Consider the following 19,906-nt stretch of genomic DNA (forward strand, 5'->3'; position numbering starts at 1 on the left):
GAAAAGCCGAACAGAAAGGACTTGTATATGACCAAACCTAGCGAAGATCGCGCACAGGCGAGCCCAACCAAACAGTTCTTCGTGTCGATGCTGACGCGCGACATTAGTCTTGCCGACGCCATCCTCGATTTGCTCGACAACTGTTTGGATGGTGCATTGCGGCTTGTTCACGGCGCCCAGGTCGACTATGCCAAGCATTTCGTGAAAATCGAGATCGCCGGAGATCATTTCTCCATTGTCGACAATTGCGGCGGAATCCCTCGTGATGTCGCCAAGAACTATGCGTTCAAGATGGGCCGCGAGCCTGACGACGACCGTGATTCGGACGCTGAAACTATCGGGATGTACGGGGTAGGCATGAAGCGCGCCATCTTCAAGATGGGGCGTAACGCGCTGGTGCGGACGCGGCACGGCGAGGATACGTTCGAGGTGCCGATCACCTCGGAATGGCTCGATGCGAAGAACTGGGATCCCCTTCCGATCAATGAGCCAAGCGAGGCGAACGAAAATCTCGACGAGCCGGGTACTACCATCCTGGTTCACGAGCTGCATGAGGGCGTCGCAAGACACTTTGGCAACGCGGCTTTCGAGAACGAGGTGCGTACCGCGATCGCCGAGCACTTCACGATGTTCCTCCAGTGGGGACTCAGAGTGGAGCTCAACGGTGAGCCTGTTTTGCCTGTACGGGTCGAGGTGCTCGTTTCGGAGGATGAGGACCGTCCCGCTCCGTATGTTTTCCAGAAGACGATTGATGACGTGCTCGTTTCCATCACTGTTGGATTGAACACTTCCAAGGGGCTTGGCGATGACGACGAGGATGACGCTGGCTTTGAAGGGGATCGCTCATCTTCGACCTCTGGTTGGACGGTGCTTTGCAACGACCGCGCTGTCATCGTGGGCGACAAGAACCGTTTGACGGGATGGGGAGACGGTATTCCGCTTTACCACCCGCAGTTCTCCATAATCACAGGTATCATCGAGTTCAGGTCGCATCGCGCTGATAGGCTTCCGGTCACCACGACGAAACGTGCCCTAGATACATCATCGAACGTTTGGTTGGAGTCCCTCGTCAAGATGAAGGAGGGGATGCGGATATGGATTTCCTACACCAACCAGTGGAAGAACCACCCACGCGCCGACCAATCTCGCTACTGGGTAGATGCTCGGCCGATGCCACTTGGCAAGGTCATAGAAGCTGTTGCATCACGCAAGCTCGCCAAAAAGTCGAACGGCTTTATCGAGTTCAACCCTCAAAAGGCGAAGGTGTTGCCAATGCCTGATGAGAAGAAGCCTTCTTCCCGAAAGATAGTGTTCTCGCGTCCTATTGAGGAGGTACGTCTTGTCTCGAAGATGCTGTTCGATGACCAAGATGAAAAGCCTGGCATCGTTGGAGAAGCTTGCTTCGAGATGCTGCTCGTGAAGGCCAGGAAGCAGGGGGACTGAGTTATGAGTGCCGGTTCTTCGCTTCCTTATAAGTTGCGGCCCAACAAGGCTGTGGATCGTGAGCTTTTCCTGTCGCTGCTGATGCGGCTTGCTCCAAAACTCGGACTTGAAAAGTATCACTATGTTGGCTTGGGTGGTCCATTCCTTGAAGACTTTCGGCTGGTCCACGCACGATTGGGCATCGAAAGAATGACCTGCATCGAGACCGAAGAGGAGGTTCATAAGCGCCAGCTTTTCAACCGTCCGATAGCTTCAATCGAGTGCATTCATAGCAGCCTTGAAGACTATCTTGACGAGACTGATTTCGACTCGCCCGCCATCATCTGGTTCGATTACACGGAGCCTAGTGGCATCACCTCGCAGATAGAGCGTTTTGCGCGAACAATCGGAACTGTGCCGAGCGGGAGCATTCTCCGCGTTACCCTCAACGCCAATCCGGCGTCGTTGGGCAGGCCAGATCCCAAGGAACTGTCCGTCGAGGCCGATGGTGAGGTTTCGGGGGATCGGGCACAGAAGCCAACGATCCAGGAGTGGCGGCTCGCGCGCTTCAAGTCGCGTCTGGGTGGGCTCTTTCCTAGTGGGCTGAGCGCTGACGGTATGAATTTCAAAAGCTATGGTCCGAGCCTGCTTCGTGTACTCAAACTGGCGGTCGATAGAGAGGCTCTTAGCTTCAAGGACCGACAGGTCGTCTGGGCATTGGCTACTCACTACGCCGACGGTCAACCGATGGTTACGGCTTCACTCGTCGTTTGCCAGAGTGATGACGAGACAACCAAAGAGCTGATCAAGAACTGGGGTTTTTACTCCACGACCGATGTCCCGCACCGGCTGGATTTACCCGCTATCTCGACGCTTGAGCGTTTGACGATGGAGTCAGTGAAGGAACCACAGAAGATAATGGGGTTTGACCTGCCGCGCTCTGATATGGGGGAGGATCCTTTCGGTGTTTTCAGAAAGTTCTACAGAATTTATCCGCATTTCTCGCGGGTCGAGCTATAGGGCTGCTGTGAATATGAAGGCTGGTCGCGTCAAGCACGTAATCGGCTGATGCTCTGGGCTCAGGTGGCTTACTCGGCATACGTCGAGACAACTGGGGCGCTCGATAAGCTGGAAGATATCGTGAATGGGATTTGAAGAATGAGCATAGAAGAGCGACAGCAGAACAGTACCCCAGAGGCTTGGATCGTCGTCGATCGAGACTCTGAGCATGACGCTCGTTTAGCCGACAAAGGAGTCCGGCTGAAGGGGCTGCACCCCGCCGTGCACGAGGGCGCCTGGGTACTAGTGCTTAACTCGAACGGTGGAATCGTGCGTATCGGACGTGTATTGCGTATCCGCGTCGATGCGAAAGGTACCTCGTTCTACTTCGACAAGACCAAAGCGATCGAACCTGCAGTGGGGATCGGTCGCACCGACTTGCTGCCGCCGAACGCTGGCAGCATCGTGCGTACTTCTTGGGCCGAGTTCGCGGAGGCGATTCCGCGTGCGCTTGGCGTCACTCTCGCCGACATTCCACTGATCGAGAATGAGGCTTACGTTCGCGAGCTGCTGCAGTACGCCATCATGGACGATCTTTTGGGGCCGGCCGGTGGACCGGAAGAGCTCATCGTCGATATGAGCGTCCGCGATCGTTACCTCGTCGGCAAGCTTGCGCCGATGGAAAACACCGAACGCGGTGAGGATGTGGCTCCCCCGGAAAAGAATGAGGAGGACGAGCCTGCGGATCTGGAGCCGAAGGCCCAGTCGAACAAAGTCGACTCTCCTCAGAAAACTGGTGGTGGGGATTCCGAAGCCGAAGAGGAAGTGGATACGGCCTCGAACCAATCTCTCGCGCCGTCGAGTATGGGCTTCACTTTTTGCGTCGATGGAGATGCGGAAAGTCTCGAGGTGGTGGTGAGTTGGGGGCGCTATGAGCGCTTCGACTCCGATGACCCCGCACATGCCAAGGTGGTCAAGAAGGCGGTACGTGACGCCGAGGGCCGAGTGATCAAGACCACTGATCAAGTTCTCAAGGCCAAAGTCTGGCGGCGCAAGCCTTCTGGCGGAGCTTTTCAGCTGGCGCTGAAGGATGGAGTGATTTCTCCGGTCATCCCAGATTCGACCTGCCCAGAAGTGCTCATCCAGGGGACGGTGCGTTCACCGAACGAGAAGGGTGAGCGATTGGTGACGCTATTTCTGGTGAACGGCCAAACGGAACCCGATGAAAATCGTGATACCGCCTGGGTGTTCCAGCCGGAAATCCTCGTGCGGGCCAATGACGAAAGTTCGGTGAAAGATATATTCCGTCGCCGTCCTGCTTTGGAGGCGGATGCTGGCGCTGCGGATGATGACGATTTACGCGAACGCTTGGCGCTGGAGATGATCTATCGCGATCGGGTCGAGTTCGCCGTGGGCCATGGCGTCGCAGTGCATGCGGTAGTTGGCCAGGATGTGGCCAAGGCGGTAGAGCTGCGCACGGCGGTGATGCCGCACTACGAAGTGCCGGTCACCGAAACGCCGGGCTTGGATCCGCAGGATCGGCCAGCGATGCGCAGATTGGTCGACGAAGGTCAGCTGGATATGAAGCGACTGGCAGAACTGGAGAGGGGCCAACTCGTCGCTGCACTCGGGATACTGACCGAGGACTATGCAACATGGATCGAAGATCAGCGCGCACGCATCGAGAGCGATGTGGCCGGCTATGCGCAGCAGGCCGATGAGGCGCTGAGCCGCTGTGAGTCGATCCTTATTCGTCTGCGCGAGGGCGTGGGGCTGCTGGCGACGGATGACAAGGCCCTGGCGGCCTTCCGTTTCGCTAACCGAGCGATGGCGATCCAGCGGGTGCATAGCGCGTGCGCTTTGCAGCGTCGTCGCGGGCGTGCTGTCGAGCTGGCGGAGTTCGATGTACCGAAGAACCGCTCCTGGCGTCCTTTTCAGTTGGCATTCTTGCTGCTGTCCGTTCCTGGGCTGACCGATCCGAAGCATACAGATCGCACTCAGCCTCTGCAGGCCCATGCGGATCTGCTCTGGTTCCCAACGGGCGGTGGCAAGACCGAGGCCTACCTGGGCGTGGCTGCATTCACCATGGCGATTCGCCGCCTACAAGGAAACTTGGGGGGCTACGATTCGTCTCGCGGGCTGGCAGTGATCATGCGTTACACCCTGCGTTTGCTGACTTTGCAGCAGTTCCAGCGAGCTACCGCGTTGATCTGCGCGATGGAGCATATTCGTCGGGAAGCTCTGGCCACGGGCGACAAGTCCCTTGGCGAGAGCGCATTCACCATCGGCCTTTGGGTCGGTAACAAGGTGACGCCAGGTACTACGGCGGATAGCCACAAGTTCATTGAGGTCATTCGTACCCCGGGAAGAAACCCTACCGGAATGGCTTCGCCGGCACAGCTGACAGGCTGCCCTTGGTGCGGAACCGAGATAGATCCGCGCAGAGACATTGAGGTCGACAAGATAGCTGGGCGTACGACGATCTACTGTGGTGACAAGCTCAGCGCTTGCGACTTCTCTCGCGGCCGTTCGAGCAAGCAGGCACACCCTGGTTTGCCGGTGATGGTCGTGGATGAGGAAATGTATCACCGCCCACCATCGATGATGATCGCCACGGTGGACAAGTTCGCCATGATGGCGTGGCGTGGTTCGATAAGGAACCTGTTCGGTCGGGTATCGAAGGAGTGTTCCCGGCATGGATTGCTCTGGCCTGGCTCGGATTGCAATACCGGTCACAGGGCTGTCGCGGGTAGGGCGGTTGCGACGGTCAAGACTATCTCTCCGGTGCGGCCTCCGGATCTGATCATCCAGGACGAGTTCCACCTGATCAGCGGTCCCTTGGGAACCATGGTGGGTCTCTACGAGAGTACGGTCGATGAGCTGTGCACGTGGCAGTTGGATGGTGAGGCGATCCGGCCGAAGGTGATCGCCTCTACCGCTACCGTGCGCAAGGCGCAGCAGCAGGTCAACAACGTATTCATGCGCCAGGTCTCGGTGTTCCCGCCCCATGGCTTGGACGTCGAGGACAACTTCTTCTCGGTGCAGCGGCCCATCGGGCAGAAACCAGGGCGGCGTTATCTGGGTATCTGCTCTCCGGGCAGCTCACGGCCGGCGATGTTGATCCGTGTCTACACGGCAGCGCTGACCGCGGCTCAAGCGCTGTTCGATCGATTCGGCAAAGCCGCCGACCCTTACATGACCATGGTGGGCTACTTCAACTCGTTGCGAGAGCTGGGTGGCATGAAGCGTCTGGCCGAGGACGACGTGCAGACTCGTGCGTACCGTGTGCAAATGAGCATGGTGCAACGGCCTGGTCTGGCTCAGCGCAGCGTCATGAATATCCGCGAACTGACTTCTCGTGTTTCGAACCAGGACATCCCCAAGTATCTCGATCAGCTCGAAGTGATGTTCAAGTCCGAATGGGATCCCGAGAAAGGTAGGTACGTGACCAAGTGGGAGGAGGGCGATGCGCGTGCCATCGACATCGTGTTGGCGACCAACATGCTGTCGGTCGGTGTCGACGTCAACCGGCTGGGCATCATGGCTGTCAATGGTCAGCCGAAAGGGACAGCGGAATACATCCAGGCGACCAGCCGTGTAGGGCGTCAATTTCCTGGGCTGGTCTGTACCGTCCTGACATGGGCTCGCCCACGCGATCTATCTCATTACGAGACCTTCGAGCATTACCACGCGACTTTCTACAAGCACGTCGAGGCGCAGTCAGTCACACCGTTCTCGCCGCGCGCGATGGATCGTGGTCTGACCGGGGCGATGCTGTCGCTGATTCGTGCCAAGAGCGATGATTTCGCGCCGAACGAGGGGGCGCAGAGCCTTAAACAGCCGAATCAGGCGGAAATACTGGATGCCATGAAGGTGCTCGAAACGCGCGCCGACAACATTGCGGAAGCTCCTGCGAAGAAGCTCGCGGGCGACATGCTCAAGCAGCGTGCGGATCAGTGGGTGAATGAGGTAATGCAGGGGAACCGCATTCTGGCATATGAGAAGCGGGGGCCAGACAAGGACAGAACTGTTGCCTTGATCAAAGCGCCAGGGGCGCAGACTTGGGATAACTGGACGGTACCAATGTCGATGCGTGAGGTTGAGCCTGGGGTTCGATTGGTCATGAACTCGGCGAAGATCAAAGACGATATTCAATGGAGGCCTCGCCCTGCGGCGGCCGATAAGGACGAATGAGTATGGCAAACGAAAAGACCCCAGTTGGCTCGGTGCGGCCGAGTCAGCTGCTTTGGACCTATGGCCCAGGTGCCCTGATCGATTTGCCTAACGTGTCGGTCATAACCTCTGGAATCGACGTTTGGGACAAGGACCGCTGTCAGCCGTTGATCGAAAATCGTCTGCTCGCAGCTGTGCAGAAGGTGCTTGGCCCTCAGGTCGAATCGCTACGTATGCCGCCCTTCAATAAGGGCGATTCAGTCGAGCCTTTTTCGGCAGAAGCCAATGTTGGGGTGCCGGTTCGTCCTTTTCCCCGCTGGCTGCGTTGTGTGAAGTGTGGGCTGCTGTCTCCCTATGACAGTGGTCTGTTCGAGCTCAAGGAAAGTCGGTACCGCCCAGAGGCGACACGTTTCGTTCACCAGGGTTGTCGAGGATCTAAGGGGGATCAACCTGCGAAGGATGCCGATGCCGTTCCGGCACGTTTCCTTTTGGCTTGCAAGAATGGGCACCTGGATGACTTCCCTTGGCAGTGGTTCGTCCACAGTGGCCCCAGCGATTGCATAGGGACATTGCGCTTCTACGAAAGCGGCGCGTCTCTTCAGACAGAGAATCTTTGGGTGAAATGCGATACCTGCGGTGCCGCGCGTAACATGGCCCAAGCGTTCGGGCGGATCGGTAAGGAGAATTTGCCAGGTTGCCGGGGTCGACATCCTCATCTTGATCAGTTCGAACTGGATTGCGATGCGGAACCTCGAGCTGTGCTGTTGGGGGCTACCAACAGCTGGTTTCCGATTTCCTTGTCTGCGTTGGCGATACCTCAGGCGAAGGATGGGTTGGCGCAGTTGGTAGAAGATGGTTGGAGTTTCTTCGGCGACCTGGATGAGCCGGAAGAGGTGCCCCTGACCATCAAGCTGTTGAAGAAGACTGGTTCGTTGCCCGGAATCGATCAGTATTCCGCAGAGGCTATCTGGGCTGCCATTGAGGCGTACCGGTCCGGTGACGACGAAGGCGTCACCGAGGCTGATATCAAAGGGCCTGAATGGCGAGTGCTGATTGATCCGTCACCGGTGAATGATTATCCGCACTTCATGTCCGAAGCGGTAGGCGTTCCTAATGGTTTCCAAGGCAAGATCTCCAGGGTGTTGCTGCTGAAGCGCCTGCGCGAGGTCAACGCTTTGCTCGGCTTTACGCGAGTCGAGGCACCTGGCGACTCTGGCGGTAGCGGATCTGGACCGATCCAGGCACCGCTGTCACGCATGAAACCCGATTGGGTGCCCGCGAATCAGGTACACGGCGAAGGTATCTTCATTCAGTTCGACGAGCAGTCGATCGCCGAGTGGGAGCAGGGTGCCGAGGTTCAGGCTGCTGATGTGAGTCTGCGAGGCGGACATAAAGGTTGGCGGAACTCCCGACACCTACGTCCGCCAGAAGACGGTTACCCAGGTGCCCGCTACGTGATGCTGCATACCTTGGCGCATCTGCTGATCCGAGAGCTGGCGTTGGAGTGCGGATACAACGCAGCCAGCATTAGAGAGCGGATCTATGCTGAAGTGAGTGAAGAGGGTAATCAGTGCGGTTTCATCATCTACACGGCAGCCGCGGACTCCGATGGGACTTTGGGCGGCTTGGTCGAGCTAGGTAAGCCAGAAAACTTGGAGCGTCTACTAATCCAAGCTTTGCGGCGTGCGCGCATTTGCTCCTCCGATCCGCTGTGTGCTGAGCATGATCCGCAGAAAGACCGGAGTCTGCATGCAGCAGCTTGCCATGCATGTTCCTTCGTCGCGGAGACCTCGTGCGAGCGTGGCAACCGTTATCTGGACCGGGCGATGGTCGTACCTACTTTCGAGAATGCCACAGCGGCATTCTTTGAGGGTGCTTGAGGTGCGCGATCTACTTATCGCGATATCCGAGTTGGTTTCCATCGTCTCCTTTGACCGTATCGCCGCTTTGACGACCAAGGTCAGGGGAATTGACGCAGCCAAAGCTGGGGATCTTGGAGCTGGAGTGTTGTCTGCAAAGGCGAGCAATGCGCTCAAGGTGATGATCAATGCTTGGAAGGCGTCACCCTCCAGTGGAGAGACCCTGGCTGCAATGCTTTTGGCCGCTGCTCATGCATTTCGCCATGCGGAGAATCGGCAGAGGATTGAGCTCGTATGGACTGGGCCGACCACCGGGCTCGTTCCTGCTCGGCGAACCGAGCAGGCATTGATCCAGGTGATTGATGCTGCTCAGCAACGATTGTTCGTCACGAGTTATGTTGCTTACGACATTGAGTCGATCGCCAAGGCTCTGAAATCAGCGGCAGAGCGAGGTGTAAAGATCGAGTTCTTGATGGAGCTCTCGAGTGCGCAAGGTGGCAAGGTTAGCATCGACCCTATCGGTAATCTGCAGAAGATAGTTCCGGATGCAGTGTTCTATGTCTGGAAAGACAAAGGTGCAGCGTTCGTTAATGGCAGTGTGCACGCGAAAGTCGCAGTGGCAGATGGGGCATATTGCTTCATCACCAGTGCCAATTTGACCGGATACGCAATGGATCAGAACATGGAGGCTGGGGTCTTGGTCTCTGGCGATCTATTGCCTGAGCAGCTCCATCGACATTTGGAAGCCTTGGCGATAACGGGGGTGATTGTTCCTATTGGTGGGTGATGGACTTATTCAACTTGCGAGGCTACATCTAGTCGATACGAGGCAGGGTACATGTGAGTTCAGGTACGTCGCGAAGCGACATCATGCGGGCCGTCAAGCGTGCCCATACAAGACCGGAGATTGTCGTTCGCCAAGCACTACATGCTTTAGGGCTCAGGTTTCGTCTGCATCGCCGAGATCTCCCCGGTTCGCCGGACATAGTCCTGCCGAAATTCCGGACGGTGGTCTTCGTGCACGGGTGTTTCTGGCACCGACATCCTGACTGCCGCTACGCGACTACCCCTAAGAGTAGACAGGAGTATTGGCTACCCAAGTTCGACGCGAATGTAGAGCGTGATGCGCGGAAGGAAGCTCAGTTGCGAGAACTGGGCTGGCGTGTACTGGTGATGTGGGAGTGTGAAACGAAGAGCCTTGAGGCGCTGGAGGCCCACCTCAGGCTTGAATTCGATCTTCCGCTTGGCGAACCGCTTCATAGGCCCTGATGTGTTGCATCAGGCTTTCTCCAATCACTTCTCCCAATCGCACCGGAACTGCGTTGCCGATCATGCGGCCGACGGCTTTGAAGGTGATCCGCTCTGGCTCCATGAACACGTAGTTTCTAGGAAAGGACTGTAGGATCGCTGCTTCACGCAGTGATAGAGCGCGGGCCTGATCAGGGTGACCGAAACGTCCGTTCCCAAAACCGTAGCAGAGGGTGGTCATCGTCGGGCTGGGGCAATCTGCGCGCATACGCCCGTATACGCTCGGATACGTTTTGCCGCTCGCTTTGCGATGGCATTCGGCGACTAGCTCCGGCGGCCAATCTTTCCAGGTTCCGCCCGGCCTGGAGTGAATGATGCGTCGCATGTTGATCGGAGTGAGTGTTGCTGCCCGGTGAAGTGGATCGTTCGGGTCACATTCTCCGGCCGCTAGGCGAGGCAGTGCGCCGATGACGTCCTCGACATTGACTGGGGCGTCCAGATGCGTGGGAGGGATGATGCTTATGGGCATTCCCAGTTTGGAGGCGAGCAGAACATGGCGACGTCGCTGCTGTGGCAAACCGTATTCGACGCAAGCCACTCGCCCGTCCCAGATCTCGTAACCTTGGTCCCTTAGGCTTTGTACGAAGTCGTGGTAGACCTCGTGCTTGGTGACGTCAGGAACATTTTCCATGGTTACCAGGTGAGGCTCAGTTTCTTCGATGAGGCGGCTGAAGTGATAGAGCAGCGGCCACTTACGATCGTTGCGGGTGTCTTTGCCTTGGTTGTAGGTCGAGAACGGTTGGCAAGGCGCACAACCGGCAAGTAGTCTGTATCGGTCAGGACGATACCAGGCCAGCAACTCTTCGGCTGTCACTTCCTGTACGTCTTTTTTGACAAAAGCAGCCTGGTTGTTCTCCTGATAGGCGTATGCACATTGGCCTTCGATGTCGTACCCGGCATGCACTGTAATGCCGGTGTTGCGCATGCCAGCGGTGAGGCCACCAGCGCCACAGAAAAGGTCAACAGCATCAATCATTGGGATAGGTCCTCTTAGCAGGAGGTATTCTAGCTGGAACCTTTGTAAAGATCGAGCACGATATTTGGCACCGCTATCATATCGTGAGCTGTGTTTCGCGGACTTATGCCTTTGTTCTGATCGCCCGAACCTGTTCCATGCTCAGAAATTTGGTAAGTGGAGGGTATCGGGCTGAACATCCCGAATCCGACCACTGTGAAACGGTGGCGGCAAAAATCCGGTCCGTTCAACCTATGGTGTCCCGGCTCATGCCGATAGTCTAGGTACGCTCGCTGGACAAGCTTTAGCTGAGATACAGGCACTTCAAGCATCTGCTGCTTGCTCACCGTATCCGAGGCAAAATCAGAAGCTGTCAGAACTTGCTTCCATGAACTGTAATCCAGCAGATTGATCGCTCGCTGAACGAGCACAAGTGACTTTATTGGATTCACCTGATCAAACTCCTCGTGCTCAGTGAGACCTTTTCGGTTGAGGTATATAAATCTCGCCGCCGAAGCCAGCGACTCAAACTCTCCCAAATACCATCCGCATTGAAATGTCTCAGTTTGAAAGGGACAGTCGTGGTCAACTGACCGACCGAAAGCGCTGCTACCTACGCGGCCTTTCTTCGCGACCTGTTGTGATGATTTGGTAAATTCTTACTTGCATAAGTCACAAAAAAAGACTGAAGAGCCAACCCTGTAAATGGGCTGGTTCTTCAGTCTTTTTTTGTAGGTGATGGATCTTCTGGGTGCATGTGGGGGAGTGACGGACTTACCGTTGTTTGGCGCTGCTTGAAATGCGGGTGTCTGCTTTTCTCAGGTGGCAAGCGAAAAGACCGCATCCCAGCATGACGGCAATCAACAGAGGCGGAAAGCGCAGCATCAAGCAGATCGCCAGCGCGAAGACACTGCTGCCGGCGAGTACGCAAATGAAAATGAACAAAGTGAGAAAAAATCGAGGCACTGTCATGGACGTCTTTCCTGTAATGGGATGCTTAAAGGGCGAGTGATGGTGTGTCTTGCTGGATTGGATACTTATAGATAGCCGCGTTCAGCCAATGACACGCAGCCTTCCAAACCGACAACGATATGGTCCAGTGTCCGGGTGCCTACCAGGTTGAGTGCATCTTTCAGCGCATACGTCGGCTTGCGGTCTGCCTGGCTGGGTTCCGGGTCGCCAGAAGGATGGTTATGCACCAGGATTACCGCCGCCGCGTTGTGCGCGAGTACCAGCTTCACCACCTCCCGTGGATGGACGCTGGCTTCTTCCAGAGTGCCGCGAAACAACTGATGAAAGCCGAGCACGCGGTGTTTGCTATCGAGTAGCAGCACTGCAAAAACTTCGTGCTCATAGTTTTGCAGTAGCATTTGCAGGTGGCTGAATACCTGATCGGGAGAGGTCAGCAACCGACCTTTGGCGAGACGCTGACGGGCCAACTGATGCGCCATGCGCAGAATGTCGATTTCGGTGACGGGGGAGTCGATGAGGTAGTGGCCAGCGGTATCGCTGGCTTTGAGCTTGTGCAGTTTCATGAGTGGTTGTCCTTTGGCTCACGCCACGAGTTGCAGGGCTGCATCCAGCGCTTTCTGTTTGATCACTGCACCTTGGCCAAACCAGGCGGAATCCATTCGGTACTCCGAGCTTCTGGCACGTCGTTCGTGATCTACGTATTCCGTCATAGCGTTCAGCAAGCCCCAGGCTGTGCCGCGAGCGGAGGCCAGATCAGCGCCTCGGCCTTTTCCTTCGTACAGGCTTTGTACCTTCTCCATCGCCCGCTTGTTGGGCAGCACCTCGGGAATGGGGGCATGGGCGTTGGTGTCGCACAGCACGTTCATAAAAAAGCCAAGGGCCTCTTTCGACTGAACCTTGCGTTCGGCGAGGATGCGCATTCGATACATGAATTCGTCCCATTGCGAGACGGCAATGCCCAGTTGCTTCTTGACAGTTTGCGGGTCGAAGCGGGTGTTGTGTGGCACCTTGATTGCCCGACTGATGCCATCCAAGGCGATGGTTAGGGTGTTGTTGCAGACCACGCGCACGATGGTCGGCGTTGCCGTGGTGGCCAGGGTGCCGTCGCAGGAGGTGGCCAGCACCAGGTAGCCGTTGATCTGGTCATTATCCTTCAGCGCAGCATCTTGACCGGTCCGCGCCAGCGCCCAGAACTTGCGCCCCGCCCTTGAGCACGCCGGCCGTTTCCAGCTCATAGCCGGAGACCTCGGTGAGATCCCGGTAGAACTCCAGCACCTCGCGAGGCTGCACGGTGTGGTATCGCTGGGAAACCACCGACAGCGGAGCCTTGGTATCCGAACGGAAGAGCACCTTCTGTTCCGGAAAGGAATGGATAGCGCCCAGGTGGCCGACGGCATCCGACTTGAAGTGAACGAGGCTTTCTTGAATCTGCCAGTCCATGCCGGCTTCGCGTTGCCAGACTTCGATGGGTTGTTTCTGTGTGAGGTGATTGCCCAGGCCATGCCACGGAGTAGCGCCAGCGTAGGCCATTGTTTCGACGAGATGAGCCATGGTTGAGATTCCTTGGGGTGCATACCGGCATAAGCGCTGCGCGAGGCGCAGCACTGACTGGACGATTGAAATGAAGGGGAGTGATGCCGGAATCAGGCCGGCAGGTTGAAGTGGTGACCGCAGAGCAGGCAGAGGTTGTGGGCCAGGACGTGGCGGTCGAGCGACTCACCGAGCTGAGCGCCGAGTGCGCAGCCGCCCACTCCACCGGCCAGGCCGCCGAAGATGGCGCCCGACACGGATCCGAGGGTGATGCCGACAGGTCCGGCGAATGCGCCAATCAGCGCACCAGCCTGGCCGCCAGCCAGCGCAGCGCTGACGCCGCGCGCAGCACCGCCCACGGTGCCGATGGCCGCGCCGATCTTCATTGCGTGATGGAAAGAAGCGACTTTGGAGGAGTGACAGCGAGGGCATTGCAATGACATGGGGCGAATCTCCTTGGTGGTGATGTCATTGCTGTTATGTAGGGCTGAGATTTTTTCGAATCGAATCAACCCAATGTCGGGCGAGTGATTCAGTTTCTACAGCAGAATGCGACCCGAAACAGCCTCTCGCTCTGGCCGTACCCCTGATGGAGTAGCTTCGTGCTGCTCGCGTTGATGCCTGTCATTCATTACATTGGAGGGCTTGTAGACTGACTTTCGCTTTCGGTCGCGACGCCCGTACAAGCGTAAAGACGAGAACCGCATGAGAGAGGGAATTACATGCGCCTAGCAAATTTGAGCATTCGCAACTTCCGCAATTTTGCGGCGATCGATATTCCGCTTGCCGGCAACGTGGTGCTGCTTGGTGAGAACCGCGTTGGCAAGAGCAATCTGCTTTTCGCCATTCGGTTAGTGTTCGATCCGACTCTTCCTGATTCAGTACGGCAGTTGAAGCTTTCAGATTTCTGGGATGGCTGCGACATGACGGCGAACCCGCAGATTGAAGTGCATCTCGATTTTGCCGATTTCGATGGCGACGATGCACTGATTGCTTTGCTAACCGACTTTCGCACCGCCTGCGATCCCAAAGTCGCGCGACTGAGCTATGTCTTTCGTAAGAAGCCCGAGGTCAGCGGTGCGCCGCAGTCGGGCGAGGATTGCGAGTTCATCGTCTATGGAGGTGGTGATGAATTTCGCGCCATACCAAGTCGGGTACGTCGCAGGATCGCTCTCGACATGCTTGATGCCTTGCGCGATGCCGAAGGACAGCTCGCGTCATGGCGCTATTCTCCACTTCGGCCGTTGCTTGAAGATGCGGTTGCTTCAGTCAGCCGAGGCGACTTGGAAGGCGTCGCCGCCGATTTGGAAGCGGCAACCAAGAAGATGGAAAACTTCTCGTCGGTGAAAGAACTCGAGGACTCACTGCGCTCGGGCATTCTCAATCTGGCCGGCAGTGCGCATGACATCGGCGCACGGTTACGCTTCGCGCCGACCGATCCGCTGCGACTGTTTCGCTCAATTGCGATGTTCATAGACGAAGGAAAGCGTGGTATCGCCGAAGCTAGCCTGGGCTCCGCGAACGTCGCGCTGATTGCATTAAAGCTGGCCGAGTTTGCTTGGCGGCGCGCGAAAAACGAGCGTAACTATTCACTGCTTTGCATTGAGGAGCCAGAGGCTCATCTTCACCCCCAGCTCCAACGAGCCGTCTTCGACAAGATCTTTCAAGATGCCGATCCAGCTCAAGCACTAATCGTCACCAGCCATTCCCCGACACTCGCTGCGGTTGCACCGCTGCGATCAATCGTAACCTTGCGGTCAGTGAGGGGCACGTCCAGCGCCTATTCGCTTGCCACGCTGCCAGTGACGCCCGATGAACTCGACGATATCGAACGATATCTGACCGCTACGCGATCCGAGTTGCTTTTTGCGCGAGGTGTCATCTTTGTCGAGGGCGACGCTGAGGAAGCGCTGCTCCCTGGGTTCGCAGATGCACTGGGCAATAACCTGGACCGACTCGGCATCACCATCTGCAATGTCGCTGGCACCAATTTCACGCCCTATGTGAAACTCGCTGCCGGCCTCGGTCTGCCGTTTGCGGTCGTTACCGATTGGGACCCACTCGACGGCACCAAACCGCCGCTCGGCAAGGCGCGGACGCTGGGGATATATGACGGCTGGAGCGAGGTTACTGGTAAGCCTCCGTTGACGCCCGCGGACCGCGCCTATTGGGAAGCGGCAGATTTCCCAACCTTCAGCAAGGGTTGGGAACCACAAGGCATCTTCCTGAATGACCAGACCTTCGAGGTAGCTGTGGCGAACACGCCCAATCTGCTTGGGGCACTGCTCGACATTCTCGTCGAGCAAGGATTTGGTTCCATACGCACGGCGCGCATCGCCGCTTGGCGCTCAGGCAAGGATGTCAATCCCGACCAGTTACTTGCCATGGTTTCCGACATCGGAAAAGGCCGCATGAGCGGAAAGCTCGCGAAGAAGCTGCCCGGGCTAACACCGCCTGCCTATATCGCTTCCGCCATCCAGTTCGTGGCATCCCGTGTCTAATCGTCTCGCGCTCACACGAGCGCTTGCGGAGCTCGAACGCAACCCGGAGCAATACGATGCAGCACGCGAGCGCAGGCACTGCATCGTCCTGGCTGGTCCCGGCAGCGGTAAAACCAAGACTTTGACCACCGCCATGGCGCGCACGCTAATGGAGGACGTGGTCGAGCCGCGCGGGGTCGCCTGCATCACCTATAACAACGAGTGCGCGATCGAACTTGAAACGCGTCTCGCCAAGTTCGGCATCATGACCAGCGATCGCAGTTTCATTGGTACCGTCCACAGTTTTGCGCTCACTCAAGTCATTGCGCCCTATGCACGCTGCATTGCGGGACTTCTCCCTAACGACTTTCGCGTGGCTACACGGAGTGAGATCAGCTCCGCGGTCGAGGCAGCCTATGAGGCAGTGTTCGGCGATGCAGGCAACCCACAAGACCGCTGGCGCTTCGCCGAGGAAAAACGCCGCCGCGATGTCGATCGCAGCCTGCCCTCCTGGAGAGGGCAAAACTACGAACTTGCCGATTTCATTGAGGCCTATGAGGCCGAGTTACGACGCAATGGCTTGATCGACTTCGACGACATGCCGCTTATCGCTTTTCGCATGATCAAGGATCATCACTGGATCCGTGGCGCACTACGAGCTCGCTTCCCAGTCCTGTTCGTTGACGAATATCAGGATTTGGGCCACGCGCTCCACGAGTTGGTGTTGCTGCTCTGCTTCGAAAGCGGCATTCGTCTGTTCGCGGTAGGGGATGCCGATCAGTCCATTTACGGTTTCACGGGTGCCAATCCAGAACTGCTTCAAAGCCTAACCGAACGGGGTGATGTCAGTACGATCCGTCTGCGCTTTAACTATCGCTCAGGTGCGAAGATCATCCGCGCCTCCTTGGGGGCACTCGGCGAAGAGCGCGATTATCGCGGTGTTGAAGGCGCTCCCGATGGCGAGCTGACCTTCTGGCCTGTAAACGGGGACCACAATATACAGGCGCAACATATCGCCGAGACCATCCTGCCAATGCTGCTCGGCCGCGGCTTTCAATCCGAACAGATTGCCATCCTCTATCGCGCCGCATGGCTCGGCGACAAGGTCGCCGAAACACTTGAACGCTCTAATACGGCCTTTATACGCACCGACAGTAATGCGCTGGTTAAGCGCAGCTCCCGCCTTGCTCGCTTCATCGAAGCCTGTGCCGGTTGGATAACGGGAGGATGGCGTGTAGCAGAGCCACCCTATGACCGATTGCTCGGCCAAGCTCTTGGTCTCGTCTATGGCGGGGGAGCGAGCGAGATCGAGGAACAGGCGCTTTCACGCCAATTGATAGCGTTCCTGCGCAGCTGTATTGATGCGGGTGAGACTACACACGCTTGGTTGCGCCGCTTTTACCAAGAGCTGATCGCACCATGGCAGGCCATAACACGAAACGCCCATCAGGAATGGGAGGTTTGCTCGGAAATGATGGAGCGGACCAATCCGGAGCGGGGCCGTGACATGCCGCTCATTGCTTTCTCTGGCCGGATTGAAGGATCCGGCCGCATCACCTTGAGTACGTTACACAGCGCCAAGGGGCGCGAATTTGATGCCGTCATTCTATTCGGCATCAACAATGGCGATTTCCCCAGCAAGCGTGACAAGCAGAGTGACCGGGCGCTTCGTGAGGCGCGCCGGCTGTTCTATGTAGGTGTGACACGCCCTCGAAAAGAACTGGTGCTTGTCTATCAGAAGAATTTTCACTCGCCCTGGGTCGCTGAACTCTATCAGCGCAGTCAGCAGGGGTGAGATCTGCTTGGTTCGTTTGCGTTACTGCTGACGCCATTATCGTCTCTGAATCACTTTTGAGTTTCCGTACTTTATGGATGGAACTCCCTCTCGCATCTCCGAACTCTCAGCGTATTGAGACGACTTTTCTGTTCTGATTTTCCTTGATAGCTGACATTGAGAGGTTGCCGGTCGATGCTTCGTGGATGTGTTCGCTCCACCAGGACATCATCGGTCGTCTGCGTTCGATGTAGTCCGCCCGGTTATAAGTACTGCGAACCTCATCCTTGTCCACGTGGGCAAGCGCCACCTCGATCAGTTCAGGATCCCAACCGTGCTCGTTGAGGATGGTACTAGCCATTGAACGCATGCCATGGCTTACCAGGCGACCTTCGAAGCCCATGCGCTTTAGCGCCATGTTGGCTGTCTGGCTGTTGCAGTGGGTGCGAGGATTACGGTCTGCAGGGAACACGTACTCTCGGTGCCCGCTGTAGGGCTTGATTGCTTCCAAGAGTGCCATGGCTTGCTCCGTGAGCGGGATAATGTGCGTGCGGCGTTTCTTCATGCGTTCCGCTGGAATCGTCCAGATCCGCTTGTCGAAGTCGATATCTGCCCAGTGGGTGGTTGCTGCCTCGGCTGGCCGGGTCATGGTGTGGAGCTGCCATTCGATCAGGCAGCGTGTCGTCCTTTTTATGCTGGCGTTGGCGATTGCCACCATGAGCTCATTCAGCTCGTCGGGAGGGAGTGCCGCCATATTCTTCTTTTTCGGTTTCTTGAAGACTGAGCGGATCCCGCTAAGAGGGTTCGCGTGAATTAGTCCCGAATTGACCCCGTAAGTCATGATCTCGTTGAGTCGCTGTGTCAGGCGTTTAACGGTTTCGAGGCTGCCCTTGGTTTCAAGAGGTCTGAGCAAATTAATGACCTTAGGGGCACTGATGTCTGAGATCGGTGTGGTGCCCAGGTCCGGGAAGATGTGCAGCGTGAGAGAGCGCCAAATGTCTTCGGCATAGGCTGGGGTGACTGAATCCTTTTTGAGCTCAAACCACGCCGTCGTCACGTTTTCGAAAGTATGCTCTGTGGCCGCTTTTTTCGCTTGTCGATCCGCGTCGCGCCTCTCTTTCGGGTCCAGCCCCTGAGCAACGAGCTCCCTGGCCTCCACGGTTCGCTTGCGTGCTTGAGCCAGGCTCACCTCCGGGAAGGTGCCTAGTCCCATGTTGATCCGTTTTTTGGTTACGGGATGGATATAGTTGAAATTCCACAGCCTTGAGCCATTGATTCTCACCCGCATTTGAAGGCCGTTGCCATCAGTCAGCGTGTAGTCCTTTTCCTTAGGTTTGGCGGCTTTGACTTTGAGGTCTGAAAGGCGCGTGGCTTGGGCACCCATGGTGTACTCCAGTGCTGTTTGTGTATTCCAAAAATTACCAGCTGAGAGCTTGGAATACCACTTGGAATACACAATCCCATAGACGTTCGTGGACGTTCAGGGATCTTGTTAGCGCTGTAGGCCCCGTATTTACTGGATTTCAGGCACAAAAAAAGACGTCCATGGACGTCTTTAGATGATGAAGTGGTGGAGCCGGGGGGATTTGAACCCCCGTCCGCCAGTACTCCGCTGTCGGTACTACATGCGTAGCCGTGTCTATTAAGTTAACCCTCAGCGACCCGACGGGCAGGGTGCTTTGGGCGAGTTGTGTAAGTTTTAGCCGCTTCGTCCACAACGTACTGCACGGCGATTCTGTTCTATATGACAATCACTTTGGGTTTACAGACATCCCCTGATGATTGCTGGACCCGAAGGTACCAGAAGGGAAGAGCTAAGGCTGCTTACGCAGCGAGAGCGTATTCCCCGTAGGTTTCGTCATTGGCAACTATAGAAAGTTGCAACAGTGGATTTACGAGTTCTGTTACCAACTCGGCATGCACCTAAAGTTTCGCAACCGGCGTCGAATCCTGAACGGCCCCGAACTCATTGCTCTATACATCTGAGTGAGCAACAAGCCTGCACAGTGTACGCCATGTGGCTCAGAAGGCCAACCCGAAGGTTGGCCTGAGTACTTTTAGCCCTTACTGTCCTTGTTCGCTTTCTGGATTTCTTGAATGGTTTGAGTGGTTTCGGCGATGCATTTCTCGGTGCCTTCCTTGGTATTCATCGCCTGATAGGCCTTGGCTTGCTGGACGCTGGCCTCTACCCGGGATTGCATTTCCGGTGTCAGGATCTGTGCCTTGGCATTCGCGATGGTTTGCAGGTTGACCTGGCAGAGGTCTTCTGTGTTGCCGGCAAACGAAGGAGACGCCAGCATTGAGGCAGTAACGAACAGACCTAACAGTACAGAACGTTTCATGTGTATCTCCTTGAACTGAGGGGCCAGGCATCGCTGGCCATCAGGACGGGCTGCCAATTTTGGGGAAGGTCCCGCGCTGCGGGACTTGATCA

13 protein-coding genes, 1 other RNA gene and 1 pseudogene are annotated in these 19,906 nt (G+C 56.7%); 8 read left to right on the plus strand and 7 right to left on the minus strand.

Features of this window, described 5'->3' with window-relative positions:
• Nucleotides 1–27 precede the first annotated feature (27 nt).
• From BZL43_RS04455 to BZL43_RS04480, 6 genes are all read left to right on the plus strand, one after another.
• A complete protein-coding gene (locus BZL43_RS04455) occupies nucleotides 28–1,443 on the plus strand; it encodes an ATP-binding protein (RefSeq protein ID WP_095631192.1) in 1,416 nt (471 codons plus the stop codon).
• 3 nt (nucleotides 1,444–1,446) lie between these two features.
• The gene (locus tag BZL43_RS04460) at nucleotides 1,447–2,442 is read left to right on the plus strand and encodes an O-methyltransferase (RefSeq protein WP_095631193.1); all 996 of its coding nucleotides are present in this window, start codon (nucleotides 1,447–1,449) and stop codon (nucleotides 2,440–2,442) included.
• 138 nt (nucleotides 2,443–2,580) lie between these two features.
• Complete coding sequence (drmA, locus tag BZL43_RS04465) at nucleotides 2,581–6,615, plus strand: DISARM system helicase DrmA (protein ID WP_095631194.1); 4,035 nt, start codon at nucleotides 2,581–2,583, stop codon at nucleotides 6,613–6,615.
• A 2-nt stretch (nucleotides 6,616–6,617) separates the two neighbouring features.
• Nucleotides 6,618–8,474 carry a DUF1998 domain-containing protein gene (gene drmB, locus BZL43_RS04470; RefSeq protein WP_095631195.1) on the plus strand — a complete coding sequence of 619 codons (1,857 nt, stop codon included), beginning with the start codon at nucleotides 6,618–6,620 and terminating at the stop codon, nucleotides 8,472–8,474.
• 1 nt (nucleotide 8,475) lies between these two features.
• Nucleotides 8,476–9,240: a DISARM system phospholipase D-like protein DrmC gene (gene drmC, locus BZL43_RS04475; RefSeq protein ID WP_095631196.1), complete on the plus strand. Its 765-nt coding sequence runs from the start codon at nucleotides 8,476–8,478 to the stop codon at nucleotides 9,238–9,240.
• Between the two features lie 53 nt (nucleotides 9,241–9,293).
• On the plus strand, nucleotides 9,294–9,722 hold the full coding sequence (locus tag BZL43_RS04480) for a very short patch repair endonuclease (protein ID WP_256582803.1): 429 nt from the start codon (nucleotides 9,294–9,296) through the stop codon (nucleotides 9,720–9,722).
• On the opposite strand, the gene BZL43_RS04485 is transcribed toward BZL43_RS04480, so the two are convergent.
• From BZL43_RS04485 to BZL43_RS04510, 4 genes and pseudogenes are all read right to left on the minus strand, one after another.
• Nucleotides 9,673–10,743, minus strand: coding sequence for a DNA cytosine methyltransferase (locus tag BZL43_RS04485; RefSeq protein ID WP_095631198.1), 1,071 nt, complete (start codon nucleotides 10,741–10,743; stop codon nucleotides 9,673–9,675). The genes BZL43_RS04480 and BZL43_RS04485 overlap by 50 nt on opposite strands.
• Before the next feature lie 1,010 nt (nucleotides 10,744–11,753).
• Entirely contained in the window at nucleotides 11,754–12,251 is a 498-nt protein-coding gene (gene radC / locus BZL43_RS04500) for a DNA repair protein RadC (RefSeq protein WP_095631201.1), read from the minus strand.
• A gap of 18 nt (nucleotides 12,252–12,269) precedes the next feature.
• Nucleotides 12,270–13,239, minus strand: a pseudogene (locus BZL43_RS04505) (DUF932 domain-containing protein).
• A gap of 92 nt (nucleotides 13,240–13,331) precedes the next feature.
• Entirely contained in the window at nucleotides 13,332–13,661 is a 330-nt protein-coding gene (locus BZL43_RS04510; RefSeq protein ID WP_095631202.1) for a hypothetical protein, read from the minus strand.
• A gap of 279 nt (nucleotides 13,662–13,940) precedes the next feature.
• Between BZL43_RS04510 and BZL43_RS04515 the strand changes: the two genes are divergently transcribed.
• Nucleotides 13,941–15,719 (plus strand): ATP-dependent endonuclease, encoded by a 1,779-nt coding sequence (locus tag BZL43_RS04515; protein WP_095631203.1) that lies wholly within the window; start codon nucleotides 13,941–13,943, stop codon nucleotides 15,717–15,719.
• Nucleotides 15,712–17,493, plus strand: a complete 1,782-nt coding sequence (locus BZL43_RS04520) for an ATP-dependent helicase (protein WP_095631204.1) — start codon at nucleotides 15,712–15,714, stop codon at nucleotides 17,491–17,493. Before BZL43_RS04515 ends, BZL43_RS04520 begins: the two co-directional genes overlap by 8 nt.
• A gap of 106 nt (nucleotides 17,494–17,599) precedes the next feature.
• On the opposite strand, the gene BZL43_RS04525 is transcribed toward BZL43_RS04520, so the two are convergent.
• The 3 genes from BZL43_RS04525 to BZL43_RS04535 all read right to left on the minus strand — a co-directional run bounded on the left by BZL43_RS04525 (nucleotide 17,600) and on the right by BZL43_RS04535 (nucleotide 19,814).
• Complete coding sequence (locus BZL43_RS04525; protein WP_095631205.1) at nucleotides 17,600–18,856, minus strand: integrase domain-containing protein; 1,257 nt, start codon at nucleotides 18,854–18,856, stop codon at nucleotides 17,600–17,602.
• Nucleotides 18,857–19,040: 184 nt separating this feature from the next.
• Nucleotides 19,041–19,434, minus strand: a transfer-messenger RNA (tmRNA) gene (gene ssrA / locus BZL43_RS04530).
• Between the two features lie 95 nt (nucleotides 19,435–19,529).
• Nucleotides 19,530–19,814, minus strand: a complete 285-nt coding sequence (locus BZL43_RS04535; protein ID WP_095631206.1) for a hypothetical protein — start codon at nucleotides 19,812–19,814, stop codon at nucleotides 19,530–19,532.
• Between the last annotated feature and the right edge of the window lie 92 nt (nucleotides 19,815–19,906).

The sequence above is a fragment of the Pseudomonas sp. PICF141 genome (assembly GCF_002286815.1).
Lineage (GTDB): Bacteria > Pseudomonadota > Gammaproteobacteria > Pseudomonadales > Pseudomonadaceae > Aquipseudomonas.

Bases quoted from the DNA above. Each gene is read 5' to 3' on its own strand.
- BZL43_RS04515 (WP_095631203.1), top strand. From the start codon at position 13,941: ATGCGCCTAGCAAATTTGAGCATTCGCAACTTCCGCAATTTTGCGGCG.
- BZL43_RS04510 (WP_095631202.1), bottom strand. From the start codon at position 13,661: ATGTCATTGCAATGCCCTCGCTGTCACTCCTCCAAAGTCGCTTCTTTC.
- drmB (WP_095631195.1), top strand. From the start codon at position 6,618: ATGGCAAACGAAAAGACCCCAGTTGGCTCGGTGCGGCCGAGTCAGCTG.
- radC (WP_095631201.1), bottom strand. From the start codon at position 12,251: ATGAAACTGCACAAGCTCAAAGCCAGCGATACCGCTGGCCACTACCTC.
- BZL43_RS04455 (WP_095631192.1), top strand. From the start codon at position 28: ATGACCAAACCTAGCGAAGATCGCGCACAGGCGAGCCCAACCAAACAG.
- drmA (WP_095631194.1), top strand. From the start codon at position 2,581: ATGAGCATAGAAGAGCGACAGCAGAACAGTACCCCAGAGGCTTGGATC.
- BZL43_RS04460 (WP_095631193.1), top strand. From the start codon at position 1,447: ATGAGTGCCGGTTCTTCGCTTCCTTATAAGTTGCGGCCCAACAAGGCT.
- BZL43_RS04535 (WP_095631206.1), bottom strand. From the start codon at position 19,814: ATGAAACGTTCTGTACTGTTAGGTCTGTTCGTTACTGCCTCAATGCTG.
- BZL43_RS04525 (WP_095631205.1), bottom strand. From the start codon at position 18,856: ATGGGTGCCCAAGCCACGCGCCTTTCAGACCTCAAAGTCAAAGCCGCC.